General features: G+C 71.3%; 15 protein-coding genes. 10 read left to right on the top strand and 5 right to left on the bottom strand.

Annotated features, from left to right (window positions below; all coding sequences use genetic code 11):
* Positions 1–22: 22 nt before the first annotated feature.
* Positions 23–985 (bottom strand): trypsin-like serine peptidase, encoded by a 963-nt coding sequence (locus AC5WS8_RS00625; RefSeq protein ID WP_496101240.1) that lies wholly within the window; start codon positions 983–985, stop codon positions 23–25.
* Positions 986–1,281: 296 nt separating this feature from the next.
* Here AC5WS8_RS00625 and rpmG point away from each other — a divergent pair, with 296 nt between their 5' ends.
* The 6 genes from rpmG (at position 1,282) to AC5WS8_RS00595 (ending at position 4,163) form a co-directional block, all read left to right on the top strand.
* Positions 1,282–1,446 (top strand): 50S ribosomal protein L33, encoded by a 165-nt coding sequence (rpmG, locus tag AC5WS8_RS00620; RefSeq protein ID WP_496101239.1) that lies wholly within the window; start codon positions 1,282–1,284, stop codon positions 1,444–1,446.
* Between the two features lie 47 nt (positions 1,447–1,493).
* The gene (locus AC5WS8_RS00615) at positions 1,494–1,754 is read left to right on the top strand and encodes a type B 50S ribosomal protein L31 (protein WP_496101238.1); all 261 of its coding nucleotides are present in this window, start codon (positions 1,494–1,496) and stop codon (positions 1,752–1,754) included.
* Positions 1,755–1,797: 43 nt separating this feature from the next.
* Complete coding sequence (gene ykgO, locus AC5WS8_RS00610; RefSeq protein ID WP_496101237.1) at positions 1,798–1,920, top strand: type B 50S ribosomal protein L36; 123 nt, start codon at positions 1,798–1,800, stop codon at positions 1,918–1,920.
* Between the two features lie 476 nt (positions 1,921–2,396).
* Positions 2,397–2,909, top strand: coding sequence for a hypothetical protein (locus tag AC5WS8_RS00605; RefSeq protein ID WP_496101236.1), 513 nt, complete (start codon positions 2,397–2,399; stop codon positions 2,907–2,909).
* A 185-nt stretch (positions 2,910–3,094) separates the two neighbouring features.
* A complete protein-coding gene (locus AC5WS8_RS00600) occupies positions 3,095–3,577 on the top strand; it encodes a flavin reductase family protein (protein WP_496101235.1) in 483 nt (160 codons plus the stop codon).
* Between the two features lie 163 nt (positions 3,578–3,740).
* Entirely contained in the window at positions 3,741–4,163 is a 423-nt protein-coding gene (locus tag AC5WS8_RS00595) for an Hsp20/alpha crystallin family protein (protein ID WP_496101234.1), read from the top strand.
* A gap of 373 nt (positions 4,164–4,536) precedes the next feature.
* On the opposite strand, the gene AC5WS8_RS00590 is transcribed toward AC5WS8_RS00595, so the two are convergent.
* Positions 4,537–5,052: a winged helix-turn-helix transcriptional regulator gene (locus AC5WS8_RS00590; protein ID WP_496101233.1), complete on the bottom strand. Its 516-nt coding sequence runs from the start codon at positions 5,050–5,052 to the stop codon at positions 4,537–4,539.
* A gap of 93 nt (positions 5,053–5,145) precedes the next feature.
* Between AC5WS8_RS00590 and AC5WS8_RS00585 the strand changes: the two genes are divergently transcribed.
* The 3 genes from AC5WS8_RS00585 to AC5WS8_RS00575 all read left to right on the top strand — a co-directional run bounded on the left by AC5WS8_RS00585 (position 5,146) and on the right by AC5WS8_RS00575 (position 8,295).
* A complete protein-coding gene (locus AC5WS8_RS00585; protein WP_496101232.1) occupies positions 5,146–5,640 on the top strand; it encodes a PaaI family thioesterase in 495 nt (164 codons plus the stop codon).
* A gap of 179 nt (positions 5,641–5,819) precedes the next feature.
* Complete coding sequence (locus AC5WS8_RS00580) at positions 5,820–7,016, top strand: cytochrome P450 family protein (RefSeq protein ID WP_496101231.1); 1,197 nt, start codon at positions 5,820–5,822, stop codon at positions 7,014–7,016.
* A gap of 580 nt (positions 7,017–7,596) precedes the next feature.
* The gene (locus AC5WS8_RS00575) at positions 7,597–8,295 is read left to right on the top strand and encodes a CAP domain-containing protein (protein ID WP_496101230.1); all 699 of its coding nucleotides are present in this window, start codon (positions 7,597–7,599) and stop codon (positions 8,293–8,295) included.
* 251 nt (positions 8,296–8,546) lie between these two features.
* On the opposite strand, the gene AC5WS8_RS00570 is transcribed toward AC5WS8_RS00575, so the two are convergent.
* The 3 genes from AC5WS8_RS00570 to AC5WS8_RS00560 form a co-directional block, all read right to left on the bottom strand.
* Positions 8,547–8,831, bottom strand: a complete 285-nt coding sequence (locus tag AC5WS8_RS00570) for a hypothetical protein (RefSeq protein WP_496101229.1) — start codon at positions 8,829–8,831, stop codon at positions 8,547–8,549.
* Between the two features lie 174 nt (positions 8,832–9,005).
* Positions 9,006–11,153, bottom strand: a complete 2,148-nt coding sequence (gene helR, locus AC5WS8_RS00565; RefSeq protein ID WP_496101228.1) for an RNA polymerase recycling motor ATPase HelR — start codon at positions 11,151–11,153, stop codon at positions 9,006–9,008.
* 120 nt (positions 11,154–11,273) lie between these two features.
* A complete protein-coding gene (locus AC5WS8_RS00560; protein WP_496101227.1) occupies positions 11,274–12,506 on the bottom strand; it encodes a glycosyltransferase in 1,233 nt (410 codons plus the stop codon).
* Between the two features lie 210 nt (positions 12,507–12,716).
* On the opposite strand from AC5WS8_RS00560, the gene AC5WS8_RS00555 reads away from it, so the two are divergent.
* A complete protein-coding gene (locus AC5WS8_RS00555; RefSeq protein ID WP_496101226.1) occupies positions 12,717–13,661 on the top strand; it encodes an aminoglycoside phosphotransferase family protein in 945 nt (314 codons plus the stop codon).
* Positions 13,662–13,788 lie beyond the last annotated feature (127 nt).

Genomic DNA, 13,788 nt, shown 5'->3' with positions numbered 1-13,788 from the left:
TACGCCCGTTTGCCGCCGTCCCTCAAGCCGGGCCGGCGGGTGGAGCGCCGGTGATCGCGGCGCGGTAGAGCGCCTGGGTGGCGGCGCCGAAGTAGGCGCTGTAGGAGACCTGCGGCGTGTTGCCACCGGTGTGGTAGCCGCCGATCACCCCGATCACCGCCCAGCCGCCCGGCCACGGCACGAGCATCGGGCCGCCGCTGGTCCCGCCCACGAAGCCGGCACAGGCGATGCGCGGGAACACACCCGGGTCGGCCGGGTCGTCGCCGACCCACCTGGTGGTGCGGCTCCAGCACTCCAGCGGCTTCTCCGCCCCCGCCGGGTACCCGACCATCCGCACCGGGGCGTGGTAGTACCCCGTCCCGGTCAGCAGCTGGACCCCGCCGACCGCGTCTTGGACCGGCGTCCCGTTCCGGTCGGGCTCGGTGACCGCGAAGGCGAAGTCGTACTCGGCTCCCGCGTGCTCGCCCAGGTCGTAGTACTGCTGCGAGACATAGACGCCGTTGGTGCGCACCGGGAAGACGCCGAAGGGTTTGAGCCCGTCGTGGTACTGCGGCACGAAGGACAGGTTCCGCCTGGGGGAGGTGCCGGCGTAGCCCTTCAGGCAGTGTCCTGCGCCCAGCACCAGGTCGTGACCGGGGCTGCGTACCACGGAGCCACTGCAGGTGCGCCCGGTGCCGGTGGCATCGGTCCAGAAGAAGGCGCCGGCCTGGGGCATACCGTCGAAGCTCCTGCTGGGCGGGATGTATTCGCCCGGCCGGGGACCGTCCACCGCGGGGGAGACCGCGGGGGCTGCCGGCCCGGCCTCGGCACCCTTGCCGGTGTCGGCGGGCAGGGCGGCCGCCATCCGTACCGGGGTCCAGTAGGCGTCGAGCCGGACGGCGACCGGGTTCGGCCTCCCTGGGCCGCCGGCGGCGGAGGCTGCCGGGGTGAGTGCAGCGGAGGACAACAGGGCTGCCGCGCACGCGGCCGCGTATCGGATGATCATGGTCCTGTGCACCAGCGGTTCCCTCCCGGGCGGACAGAAACGGCGGGTACACCCTAGGGGCGGCGACACCGCGGCCGTGCGCACGGATTGCGTCGGATTGCATCCCGATGCCGCCGACCCTGCCGGCCGGGCCGTCGCCCGCCGCCCGGGGTCCACGTGTCCACGGACGGGAAGGTGGGTTCACGCGGTGGTCGGCGGTGGTCGGCGGCGGGAATGCGTGAGCGGGCCGGGTTGTTGCAAAGGGCGGCTGACATGCCCGGGCCAAACGTCCGGGATGTGGGCGAAAGGAGGGCCTCATGGCACGCACCAGCGCGCGTCCCGTCGTCAGGCTGAGGTCGACGGCCGGGACCGGCGTCACCTACGTGACGCGCAAGAACCGTCTCAATGACCCCGACCGGCTCGTCCTGCGCAAGTACGACCCCGTGGCCGGTCGGCACGTCGAGTTCCGCGAGGAACGCTGAACCACCCCTCCGCCCTCTGGGCGGTGGACCACGAGGAGGTACGTCCCATGAGGCCCGACATTCACCCGGACTCCCGCCCGGTCGTTTTCCGGGACCGCGCCGCGAACGCCTCGTTCCTCATCCGTTCGACCGCGCACTCGACGCGGACGACGGAGTGGGAGGACGGTCACGTCTACCCGCTGATCGAGGTGGAGATCTCGTCGGCCGGCCACCCGTTCTACACCGGCGCCTCGCGCGTCGTGGACGCCGCAGGCCGCGTCGAGCGTTTCGAGCGCCGCTACGGCCGCACGGCGACGGCCCGCCGCTGACCGCCGTCCCGGTGCCGATCCCGAGCAGAGGAGGAGACCCGTCATGAAAGTGCGCAAGTCCCTGCGCTCCCTGAAGTCCAAGCCGGGGGCCCAGGTGGTCCGTCGGCGCGGCGCGACCTTCGTGCTCAACAAGAAGGATCCGCGCTTCAAGGCCCGCCAGGGCTGACACGTTCCCACGGGGAGCACGATCGGCCCGGCCCGCACCACGCGGGCCGGGCCGATTTCTGCCTGCCGCCCGGGTGGCGGGGAGGGGGCGCCGCGGTGGAGGTGACGGTGCGTGTCGGCGAAGGCGACATCTGATCCGGCAACAGGCCGTCAGGCCGCGACATGGGCGAACGGTGTTCACCCGCGCGGCCGGGGCGGGCGGCCCCGGCCGGAGGGGGCCGGATCAGCGGGGCAGGGGTCCCCTGAACGCAGGCCCCCGGTCCGTTACGGACAGGAATGGGCCGACTGGGGGAGCCGGGGCGATGGGCCGGTCCGGGGTCTTGCGCGCTGCCGGTTGCCTTTCTGCTGGCCGGAGCGCGATGTGAGCGGGAGCGGATCCGCGGCGCGCGTTCCCGTACAGGTCGATGGCCCTTACAAAGGAGCGTTACGGATATGTCGGTGTTTTGTAACGCGAATGGTGTGGTTGATCCTGTGGCGGTGAAGGCCGCCACAGTGGCGGCCTCGGCACCCAGCCGGGATCTCGGACGCACACCGGCTCCCACCGGGGCGGGCGTGCGCGAACGCCAGAAGGGCAGCTTCATGTCTGTTACTCGTAACGTCGTTCGGCTGATCGCCACGTGTGTGGCATCGGGCGCTCTCATCGGGGCGGCCGCCCTGCCCGCCCTCGCCGACGAGGGCGGCCATGTCCGCGAGCAGGGGAGAAGTCACGCGCTCGACGACCGCCTCCGCACCGCCGGAGAGGACCACGACCACGGCGGTCAACGGCACCTGGACGGCAACCGCGGCTGGTACCGCCACCACGGCTACGACCATGATCGATTCGGTGGCCCGCGCGGGGACCGCGGCTGGCACCACGGCCGGCACCACGGCTGGTACGGCGGCCGTCATCACGACCGTCGCTTCGGTGACTGGCTTCGCGACCGGAGCCGGTACCACGGCTGGTACGGCGAGCGGCAGATGCATCACGGCCACTACTCCCACCGCGGCTAGGCCGTGAGGCCGCCCGGGCCCGCCGTAGTGGTGGACGACCCCGTCGTCGACAGCCGGGCGGGCGGGCCCGGGCCGGGGGCCGCGACCGGGACAGGCCTGTGAGTCGGGGGAAAACAGGGGCACCCGGGCAGTGACCTCGCGCCGGGCGGCGGGCGGACGGGCGCAGCGGACGGGAGTGAGGGCGCATGACGGACATCGACGCGTTCATGAGCAGGCTGAACCCCGAGATGTGCGTCGTCACGGCCGCGGCGGGTGAGGAGCGGTCGGGGTGCCTGGTCGGATTCTCCTCGCAGTGCTCCCTCCGGCCGGTGCGGTTCGTGGTGTGGCTGTCCAAGGTCAACCACACCTACGGGGTGGCCCGCGGCGCCGGACAGCTCGCCGTCCATCTGCTGACCGGCGACCAGCACAGGCTGGCGGCCCTGTTCGGCGGGGAGACCGGTGACCAGGTCGACAAGTTCTCGCAGGTGCGCTGGACGAGAGGGTACGGCGGGGCGATCGTCCTGGAGGAGGCGGCGGCCTGGTTCGTCGGCACCGTCGAGCGGTGCGTCGACGGGGGCGATCACGTCGGCTTCGTCCTCGAACCCGTGCGGTGCGGCCGCCGGGCCGACGGCCCCTTGCTGCGGCTGGGTGACGCCCTCGACATCAATCCCGGTCACCCGGTGGACTAGTTCTGGTTGCGCTCTCCGGGAGGCCGGTGACATGTCTGCCGGGGGCGCCGTTCCGCCGGAGAAAAAGTTGAGCGGACAGGTGTCAACTTTCCGGCAAATGCGGTATATCGGAAGTAGAGCAGCAGAAGGGAAAAGCAGGAGTACGGACGAAGGAGGGGTGAAGATGCTGATGCGGACGGATCCCTTCCGCGAGTTTGACCGGCTCGCCGAACGGCTCTGGGGCACGGCCGCCCGGCCTGCCGGTATGCCGATGGACGCCTGGCGGGAGGGTGACACGTTCTGCGTGGAACTGGATCTGCCGGGTGTGACGCCGGAGTCGATCGACCTCGACGTCGAGCGCAACGTCCTGACCGTGCGGGCCGAGCGCACGCCGGCGTACGGCGAGGGCAGTGAAACGGTGATCACCGAGCGCCCCGCGGGGACGTTCAGCCGGCAGTTGTTCCTCGGCGAGACCCTGGACACCGAGCGGATCGACGCCTCCTACGAGGCGGGTGTCCTCAAGCTGCGGATTCCGGTCGCCGACCAGGCCAAGCCCCGGAAGATCGCCGTCAGTGGCGGCGGTGAACGCAAGGAGCTCAAGAGCTGATCCGAGGGACCTCCCTTCGCCGGTCACAGCCGCAGGGCCGGGGCGACATGCCCGGGCCCTGCCGTCATGTGCGGATCCGGTCGGCCGGGCGGCGTCGGAGCCCGACATGCCCCCGGACCATCCGCCGGCCGCGATCGGCTTCCTGCCCGGCGACGGCGACGAGTACGACGAGTACATCGTCACCGAAGTCGGCCTGAAGGGGTAGCGCGGCTTCTTCGGTCGCGACGGCAACGGCTCGGTCGTGGGCGTGGACGTCACGGGCGGGCTCTTCCGCAGGGTCGCGCAGGCGCCGTGGCGGCACCGGGGCGGGGGCCGTTTTCCTCAACCTCGGTCGACCGACGTCCTTGGCCTGTCGACCTGCCTGCCTGTCTACCTATTGGCGCGCCGCATCGCCGGCTGCGGTGCTCGGCCGGGGGCCGCTCAGGCCCGACGTGCGCGCCGAGGCGCCGGGCCGCGTACAGGCCTGTCGAGGGCTGAGGGGCCCATGATCACCTGCGCAGACGACGACGGCTTCCAGCCGTTCGCCGCAGTCCCGGTGGTGGACCTCCAGGGGCGGTCCCTCCGGGTCCGCGGTGTAGCGGTCGCCCCACTGCTTGAGTGCGATCATCACGGGCCACAGATCCCAGCCCTTGCGGGTGAGCCGGTACTCGTGGCGGGTGCGGTGACCCGGCTCGCGGTACGGGACGGTGTCCAGGATCCCGGCCGCGACCAGTTTGCGCAGCCGGTCCGACAGCACCGCATCTGACAGCCCCACATGGCGGCGGAAGTCGTCGAAGCGGCGCACGCCGTTCATGGCGTCGCGCAACACCAGCAGCGACCATTTCTCGCCGATCAGGTCCAGGGTGCGCTGCACCGTGCAGTTCTCGGTGCTGGTCTCCAGCCAGGTCATGGGGCCATCGTAGGCTGGCTTCGGGATTGACAGCCAGGTCTGGAGCCGGCTAGCTTCCGATTCAGGAGCCGGCGGAGGGGGAAGGGAACGCCCATGACGAGGTCACGCACGTTCGAGTGGAGGGATCCGGGCGTCTCCGCGGCCGCCGTCGGGCGGGAGAGCGGTCTCGACTTCCTCCGGGACGTGCTCGGCGGGCGTCTGCCTGCCGCGCCCATCGCCGCGACTCTCGGCTTCACTCTGGAGCAGGTCGAGTTCGGCCGCGCCGTCTTCGCCCTGGAGCCGGGGGAGGAGCACTACAACCCCATCGGCAGCGTCCACGGCGGCGTGTACGCCACCCTGCTGGACTCGGCCGCCGGTTGTGCCGTGCAGTCCGTCCTTCCGGCGGGTACCGGATACACCTCGCTCGACCTGAATCTGAAGTTCCTGCGCCCGATGACCGTCGACACGGGCAAGGTCCGCGCTGTCGGCACCGTCCTCCACCACGGCCGCCGTACCGCCCTCGCCCAGGCGGAGCTGTTCGACTCCGAGGACCGCCTGCTCGCCCACGCCACCAGCAGCTGCATGGTCTTTCCCGTGACTCCGAAGTAATCGCGAATGGTCCTGTTCGAGCCGATCGGGCGGCCGGGGCTGCATGCGGGTATGGCTCGGCCAGGGCGGACCCGTCACTCTGAAGGCGGACGCTCCAGCTGCCCAACTCCCTTCCGCCCGGCGGCGTTACCGGTACGTTGCCCGGCCGGCATCCGTCCTGCCCGTGAGGTGGTACCCCGATGAGCATCGTTGACCTCGCCGCGCTCGGCGAGTCCTTCACCCGTGACCCGTACACCGTCTACGCCCGCTTACGGGCCCAGGGCCCGGTGCACCGCATCCGGATGCCGGAAGGGGGCGCGGAGGCCTGGCTCGTCGTCGGACACGAGGCCGGACGGGCGGCGCTGGCGGACTCCAGGCTCTCCAAGGACTGGAGCAAAGCGTCCCCCTCGCTTCCGCTGGGCTCCGTCTCGGCCGGCCCTCACATGCTCAGGGCCGACCCGCCGGACCACACCCGGCTGCGCAAACTGGTCGCCCGCCAGTTCACCGCGCGCCGGGTGGAGGAACTCGCGCCGCGCATCCAGAAGACCACCGACGTGCTCCTGGACCGCATGCTCGCCGTCCCCGACGGTCGCGCCGACCTCGTCGAGGCCCTGTCCTTCCCGCTGCCCATCTCCGTGATCTGCGAACTTCTCGGCGTGCCGGATCTGGACCGTGACTCTTTCAGGAGGTGGTCCAACGACGCGCTCGGCGCCACCGCCCCCGAGGACCGCGAAGCCGCGGCCCACGCGATGGCGCGCTACCTGGCCGAATTGGTGGAGGGCAAGCGGCAGCGGCCCGGCGACGACCTCATGAGCGCGCTGATCCACGGCTCGGACGACGACGGCGACAAGCTGTCCCGCAGCGAGCTCCTCGGCATGGCCTGGCTCCTGCTCGTCGCGGGCCATGAGACCACCGTGAACCTCATCTCCAACGGCGTCCTCGCGCTGCTCACCCATCCCGAGCAGCTGGCCGCCCTGCGCGCCGACCCGTCCCTCATCGACGCCGCCGTCGAGGAGATGCTGCGCTACGACGGCCCGGTGGAGACCCCCACGTACCGCTTCACCACCGAGCCGGTGACGATCGGCGACACAGTCGTCCCCGGCGGAGGCGAACTCGTCCTCGTCGCCCTGGCCGATGCCAATCGTGACCCCGCCCGCTTCCCCTCACCCGACCGCTTCGACATCTCCCGTGACGCCCGCGGCCATGTGGCTTTCGGTCACGGCATCCACTACTGCCTGGGGGCGCCGCTGGCCCGCCTGGAGGCGCGCATCGCCATCGGGACGCTCCTGGAGCGCTGCGCCGACCTGGCTCTGGACATCCATCCGGCAGCGATCACCTGGCGCCCGGGAATGCTGATCCGCGGTCCGCGAAACCTCCCCGTCCGGTTCACTCGGTAGTCCGCAGCCCACCACCGACCCCCGCCCGCGGCGCACCCGCCGACCGCGGGCGGCCGGGCCGGGCATCCGGCGTGCACGCGACCCCGGTCGCTCCGACGCCGGCGGTGTGACTCTTGTCATGGCCGACTTCTTTCGTACGGCGGGGCCTAGTAGTTCACCGCCTCCTTCCCATTTGGTGTTCATGTGCCGCCAACGGGACATTCTTCGCCGGGGATGCGCGGGTTCGCCGATCAATCGCCCGTCGCGCGCTCGCCTTCCTTTGCCGCTTTTCTGACGGCCTCATGGAGGGCCGGGAAAGCGCGGAGCGGGATTTACCGTGCCCGTCGATACCTGACAAGAGTCCCGCCCTCCTACGAAAGAGGCTAGTACCAGGTGCCCGTTGCCCCTGGTTCCCGGCCTTCCGAGAATGACCGGGCCGCAGGACGTCCCGGCGTCTTCTGCGCCGGATCCCGTGCTGTCGGTGGGGATTGGCGCTGAATGCAGAGCATGGCGCGTGCTTTCCGCACGTGGAATTGTCATGCGCCGCAAATGCCGGGGTGCTGCGAGACAGCGATGCCAAATACCCAGTGAGGACGGTCGCGTGAGCAAGCACCGCAGGACATTGCACCACCGAAAGGCAGTCATAGCCGCCGTCGCCATCGCCGCCGTGGGCGTTCCGTCCATCGCCATGGCCTGCGTGGATTCCCACGACGGACGGCCGGACACGCACCGTTCCCACCATCACTGGCACAAAGGCTCCCACAAAGCCGCGCACTGGCAGTGGACGAAGGCGACGCGGAGCCCGGCACCCCGGGCCACCCCGAGCCCTTCGGCGACCACCGCCCCCGCCACCCGGCCCACGGGCTCCAGCGCCCCGGCCTCCAGCGCCCCGGCCTCCAGCGCCCCGGCGTCCACCCCTCCGAGCTCCGCCACGGCGCGCGTCGTCGCACTGGTCAACAGCGAGCGGGCAAAGGCAGGTTGTGCACCGCTGACCGTCAACTCGAAGCTGACGACGGCGGCTCAGCAGCACAGCGCCGACATGGCCGCCCACCGCACCATGTCCCACACCGGCTCCGACGGCTCGTCCCCCGGTGACCGGATCACCGCCGCCGGATATTCCTGGAGCTCGTACGGCGAGAACATCGCCTACGGCTACAGCACCCCGGAGAGCGTGATGGCGGCCTGGATGGCCAGCCCGGGGCACAAGCAGAACATCCTCGACTGCGGATTCAAGGAGATCGGCGTGGGCCTCGCGCAGCCCGGCTCCTACTGGACGCAGGACTTCGGCACCGCCCGCTGACGCGGTGGCGCGCCGCTCCCGCGGCGCGCCGTCGTTGCGTCCGGGCCATGGACAACAGTCACTGCGGGAGAGAACGCGGTGGGGCGTCGCAACGGTCACTGCGGGAGAGAACGCGGTGGGCCGTCGCGCCGGCGATGCCGCGTCCGGGCGGCCGGCCCGGACCGCATGCACGCTTGACGGACGCAGTGTCGCCGGCCATCGGGCCTCTTCGTCGAGGGTCACTCGTCCACGAGGCCATGGGCCCGTCCCTGCTATGCGGAAGCCACGACGTGCCCGGACATGACCTCGGGAGGGTTGGGGAGCAGCGACGCGAGGTTGTCCCGTACGAAGACCGCCGCCTTCTCGATCGACTCCTCGGCTCCCGCCGCGCTCTCGAAGACAGTGGTCGAGACCATCACTCCGTTTCCGGCGTCGACCCAGTAGTAGGCGAGAAGACCGGGGATCCGGCGAATGAGCGGCACGAAGCCCTCGCTCACCCTACGCCCTGCCTCGGCCGGATCGGTCACCCCTTCGTACCGTCTGACGGCTGCGTACACGGCTGCTCTCCTCATGAGTTCCGGGGATCGTCTGCTGCCCGGAGACGCCGTACCCCTGCGCCCCGGGCCGCTGCTCGCGGGTCGTCCGGCATTCACCCGAAGGGGGGCGGCCGGTGCTCCGAACGGCGGCCGGACAGCTCCAACGGCGCGGGCACCCCGCCGCCGGCAGGTCCGTCAGGGGCGCGTGAGGACGACGAGTTGCCGGGTCGCCCGGGTCGAGGCGACATAGCGGTCGACCGCCCCTTCGACGCCCCTGCCGAACCGCTCCGGCTCGACCAGGACGACCAGGTCGAACTCGAGCCCCTTGGACAGCTCAGGCGTCAGCGACCGGACGCGGGGCCTCTCCCGGAACGCGGGATCACCGATCACACAGGCGATCCCGTCGGCGTGTGCAGCGAGCCAGGTGCCGAGGACGGAGCCCAGATCCGAGACGGACCCGTGGACGACGGGGACGCCGCTGCTGCGGATGGAGGTCGGCACGTTGGCGTCCGGCACCACGGCCCGGATGACCGGCTCGGCCTCCGCCATGATCTCCTCCGGCGTCCGGTAGTTGATGCTCAGGGAGGCGAGGCGGATCCGGTTCAGCCCCACCCTCTCGAGCCGTTGCTGCCACGACTCCGCGAACCCGTGCCTGGCCTGGGCACGATCCCCGACAATGGTGAAACTCCGGGACGGGCAGCGCAGCAGCAGCATCTGCCACTCGGCGTCGGTCAGTTCCTGAGCCTCGTCCACGACGATGTGCGCGAACGGGCCGGCGAGCAGGTCCGGTTCGGCGCCGGGCAGAGCGGAGGCGTCGACCAGCGTGTCCTGCAGGTCCTGTCCGCGCAGCATCGTCACCGCCCCTTCGCCGTCGTCATCGGCCGCGAGCACGTTGTCGATGACGTCGCGCACGCGCTCGCGTTCGGCGGCGGCAGAGGCCGCGTGCCGCCGCCTGCGGCGCGACGCCTCCGGGTCGCCGAGCCGCTGTCGTGCCGCGTCCAGGAGCGGCAGGTCGGACACCGTCCAGGCCTGGGCGTCCTCGCGTTGCAGCTTGCGAACGTCGTCGCGGCTGAGCCAGGGAGCGCACATCCGCAGGTAGGCGGGTACCGACCAGAGGTCTGAGACGAGGTCAGCCGCCTCGAGAAGCGGCCATGCACGGTTGAACGCGGTCAGCAACTCCCTGTTCTGCGTCAGCGACCTGCGCAGCAGACCGGCCGAGGCGTCGCCGTCGTGCTTGTCCACCAGGGTCGTGAGCAGCTCCTCCCAGACCTGGTCGCGCGCCTCGTTGTGCGGAGTTCCGGGTTCTGCCGCGTCGAACGCCACGGCCCAGTCGTCCGCGCTCAGCCGGATGTCGGACCAGGGGGTCGTGACCGTCATTCCCCCGGCAGGCGGCTCCTCGTAGAAGCTGACGGCCCTCTCGATCGCCTCGACCATGTCCGCGGTCGACTTCAGGCGGGTCACCTCCGGGTCGGCCTCGGTTTTTGCTTCCGCTCCCTCCACCACGAGGTCCCGCAGGGTGCAGGTCTGCACACCCTCCTCTCCGAGGCTGGGAAGGACGTCGGAGACGTAGGCGAGGTAGGGCCGGTGCGGACCGACGAACAGCACGCCGCCCCGGCGGTGCCCGAGGCGGGGGTCGGAGTGGAGGAGGTAGGCGGCCCGGTGCAGAGCGACGACGGTCTTGCCCGTGCCCGGACCGCCGTCGACGACGAGGGCGCCTTCGGATCCCGCGCGGATGACGGCGTCCTGGTCGGCCTGGATGGTGGCGAGCACATCCCGCATACGGGACGACCGGTCGTCGCCCAGACTGGCGATGAAGGCTGACTGGTCGTCGAGCGCCGCGTGCCCCGCAAGACCGTCCGGGGTGAACACCTCGTCCCAGTAGTCGCTGATCCGGCCGCGGGTCCAGCGGTACCTGCGGCGGCTGGCCAGGCCCATCGGGTTGCCGTGGGTGGCGCCGAAGAACGGCTCAGCCGCAGGGGAGCGCCAGTCGACCAGCAGCCGCCGGCCCGCGCTGTCCGTAAGGCCGAGCCGACCGACGTACATCCGCTCGGCGTCGTCCACGCCGACCATGTGTCCGAGGCACAGGTCCAGACCGAAGCGGCGCAGTGTGCGCAGGCGACCGGTCAGCCGGTGGATCTCCGCGTCCCGGTCCATCGCCTGCCGGCCCAGGCCACCGGGCGCCCTGCGCTCGGCGTCGAGGCGGTCGGACAGCTCGGTCACCGACTGTTCGAGGCACTCCGCGATGACCGCGAAATGCTGTTCGTCCTCGGCGATCAGCGCCGGGTCGGCCTTGGCCGAGAGGTGGTCGGGAAGGTCGAAAACACTGGTGGTCAGGGGGTTCACGTCATCAGCTCCGATGTGCGGCCCCTTGCGTCACCTTGCGCGCGGCAAGGAGTCCGGGCCGGCGTGACGAGGGCGTGCGGGTGGTCTGTGGTGGGTCCTGGCTCGATGATCAGGCGCGGCTCACGCGGTCACGGGCGGCCCTTGTGCGGGTGGCGCGTCGAGCAGCAGCTTCGCGGCCGCCATCGCCCCGTCGGTGCGGACGGTGCCGGCCATGGCGGCCGCTCGTGCGCCGGTTCCGGGGCAGAGGGCCGTCCTGAGCGCGGCCGACAGGGACTCGAGGGTCGGAGCAGGGCCGTCGTGGGCCGCGCCGATGCCCAGGTCGGCCACGCGGCCGGCCCAGTGCGGCTGGTCTGCGATCTGGGGCACCACCACCTGGGGCGCCCCGGCCCGGGCGGCGGTGGTGGTGGTGCCGGCGCCGCCGTGGTGCACGACGGCGGCCACCCGCCGGAACAGTGCCTGGTGGTTGACCTCACCCACGACGAAGCAGTCGTCCCGGTCGTCGATCGGGGCCAGGTCGGCCCAGCCGCGCCCGACCAGCACCCGGCGGCCCTGCGCGCGCACCGCTTCGACGGCCACCCGGGCGAGGTCCGGCGCGGCGTGCATGGCCATGCTGCCGAAGCCCACGTACACCGGCGGTTCGCCGGCATCGAGGAACGCCACGAGTCGGTCCGGCAACCGGCGCTCGTCCGGCAGGATCCACGCCCCGGTCTGCACCAGGTCCAGATACGTCATCTTCTGCCACGGCCCCAGGGACGGGTCCGCCGCCAGCCACGGCTGATCGGTGAAGACGTGGTCGCGCACGATGTCCACCGGTGCCAGGCCGATCGACGCCCGGTGGGTGTTGAGAGCCTCGCCGTACAGCGCGTTCACGCGCTCGGCGTCCAGGTCCCACAGCGTCCGGTGGTCGGCGTCCGGTGGGGACGGGCGGCCCGGCCGCCGCGGCGGCGGGAAGACCGGCGACGGCAGTCCGAACGGATGGAAGCACGCGAACACGTAGCGGATGCCCAGCTTCTCGGTCACCGAGCGCGCTCCGGCCGGCATCAGGCCGGTCGCCACCAGGGCATCGGATCCCTCGGCCGCCGCGGCGACCGTGTCGAAGTGCGCGGCGACCAACTCGGGGGCGAGCCGGAACGCGGCCTCCGGCGGCGGAGGCGTCGCCCCGGTGACCAGCGCGCGCACCGACGGCCCGAAGGGCACCAGCGGGACACCGACACGGTCCAGCAACTCGGCGAACTCCTCGTCCGGCGGCGCGCACACCCGTGCCTCCGCGCCCAGCGCCCGTAACGCCACGGCGAGTCCCGCCACCGGCTCGACGTCCCCGCGCGATCCATAGGTCATCAACACCACACGCACTTCGCGACATCCATTTCTGCAGATTGCGGCCCAGGCGGGCGATTGTGCGGCACAACGGGTGCCTTGCCGCAAGCCCCCCGGTGCGCTATACGTTGAGAGTGGCGAGGAGTGGGTGACTTCCTCGTCTCTCTCTTCTGGCCCAGGACGTGCGGCTCCTGGAGGCTCGCCTGCTCAGGCGGACCGTCTCGGCGTACCCTGAGCGCTCACAGGGTGCGCAAGGACCGCGTCGAGAACCTGGGGGACGTGTTGACGGAGTTGGTCCGTGTCGCGCCGGAGGTCCGGGAACGATTCGTCGTCCGCTTCGGAGCCGAGGTGCTGCCGTGGTGCGACGAGTTGCCTGCTCTCGTCAGCGAACTCGCGGCTCACTGGAGTCTGGATGTCGTGGCGGCGGGCGGGGGAGGCACCTCGCGGGTCTTCCGCTGCTTGACACGTGACACGGGTGCTTCGGTATGGCTGAAGCTCACGCCCGAGCCGGCGATTGCCCGCGAGGAGGCCGAAGCCCTGCAGGCGTGGGCGAAGACGCCGTCGGTCGTCACTCTGCTGGCCGAAGACCTCGCCGCCGGGGCTCTGCTACTGGAGAACGTCGAGCCGGGAGTTCCGGTGCGGCAGCTCCCCTGGAACCTGCCCGAGGTCGCCGCGCTGCTGCGGGACCTCAGACTTGCTCCTCCCGTGCCGGGGGAGCGCACGGTACTGCGGCCTCTCGGACACCGCATCGACTTCCTGTTCGGCTTGACCCGCCGCAGGATGGCGGCGGGGGGTGTGAACGGTCTGCTGGCCCCGGCGGTGCTCGATCAGGCCCGGGAAGCAGCGCTGGAACTGGCCGGCAGCGGACCCGTGGGACTCGTTCACGGTGATCTCCACCCGGCCAACGTCCTCTCCGGCGCGGGTGCACGCATGGTGGCGATCGATCCGAGGCCCGCGTGGGGCGACCCGGATTTCGACGCAGTGGACTGGGTGCTCGCAGGGGTTACGAGCACCGCCGTGCTGGAACAGAGGATCGAGCAGCTGGCGACGATGGTTCCCGGCCAGTCTCCCGATCGTGTACTGCGATGGTGCAGGGCCCTGGCCGCCGTCAACGCGGTTCCCCGAGTGTGCGCGGGGCGGGACGACGCCGAAACACGATTCCTTGTGGCGCTGGCCGATCGCACCGCCTGACCGGACCTCTGTCTGCCGGTGCGCCGAGCCGCGCCGTGGAGGTCCGGGCGGCGAAGCAGAGGATGCCCCTGACCGACGGCACGTCAGCTCTCGCCGTCCCTGGGGACCGGCGCCGAAGTCGCGCGAG

It is taken from the genome of Streptomyces sp. PTL18 (genome assembly GCF_059510295.1).
The sequence above is the reverse complement of the archived record's forward strand: the minus strand, read 5'-3'. Positions and strand labels throughout refer to the sequence as shown.

Coding starts and splice junctions, on each gene's coding strand:
- AC5WS8_RS00625 (WP_496101240.1), bottom strand. CDS start 985: ATGATCATCCGATACGCGGCCGCGTGCGCGGCAGCCCTGTTGTCCTCC.
- rpmG (WP_496101239.1), top strand. CDS start 1,282: ATGGCACGCACCAGCGCGCGTCCCGTCGTCAGGCTGAGGTCGACGGCC.
- AC5WS8_RS00615 (WP_496101238.1), top strand. CDS start 1,494: ATGAGGCCCGACATTCACCCGGACTCCCGCCCGGTCGTTTTCCGGGAC.
- ykgO (WP_496101237.1), top strand. CDS start 1,798: ATGAAAGTGCGCAAGTCCCTGCGCTCCCTGAAGTCCAAGCCGGGGGCC.
- AC5WS8_RS00600 (WP_496101235.1), top strand. CDS start 3,095: ATGACGGACATCGACGCGTTCATGAGCAGGCTGAACCCCGAGATGTGC.
- AC5WS8_RS00595 (WP_496101234.1), top strand. CDS start 3,741: ATGCTGATGCGGACGGATCCCTTCCGCGAGTTTGACCGGCTCGCCGAA.
- AC5WS8_RS00590 (WP_496101233.1), bottom strand. CDS start 5,052: ATGACCTGGCTGGAGACCAGCACCGAGAACTGCACGGTGCAGCGCACC.
- AC5WS8_RS00585 (WP_496101232.1), top strand. CDS start 5,146: ATGACGAGGTCACGCACGTTCGAGTGGAGGGATCCGGGCGTCTCCGCG.
- AC5WS8_RS00580 (WP_496101231.1), top strand. CDS start 5,820: ATGAGCATCGTTGACCTCGCCGCGCTCGGCGAGTCCTTCACCCGTGAC.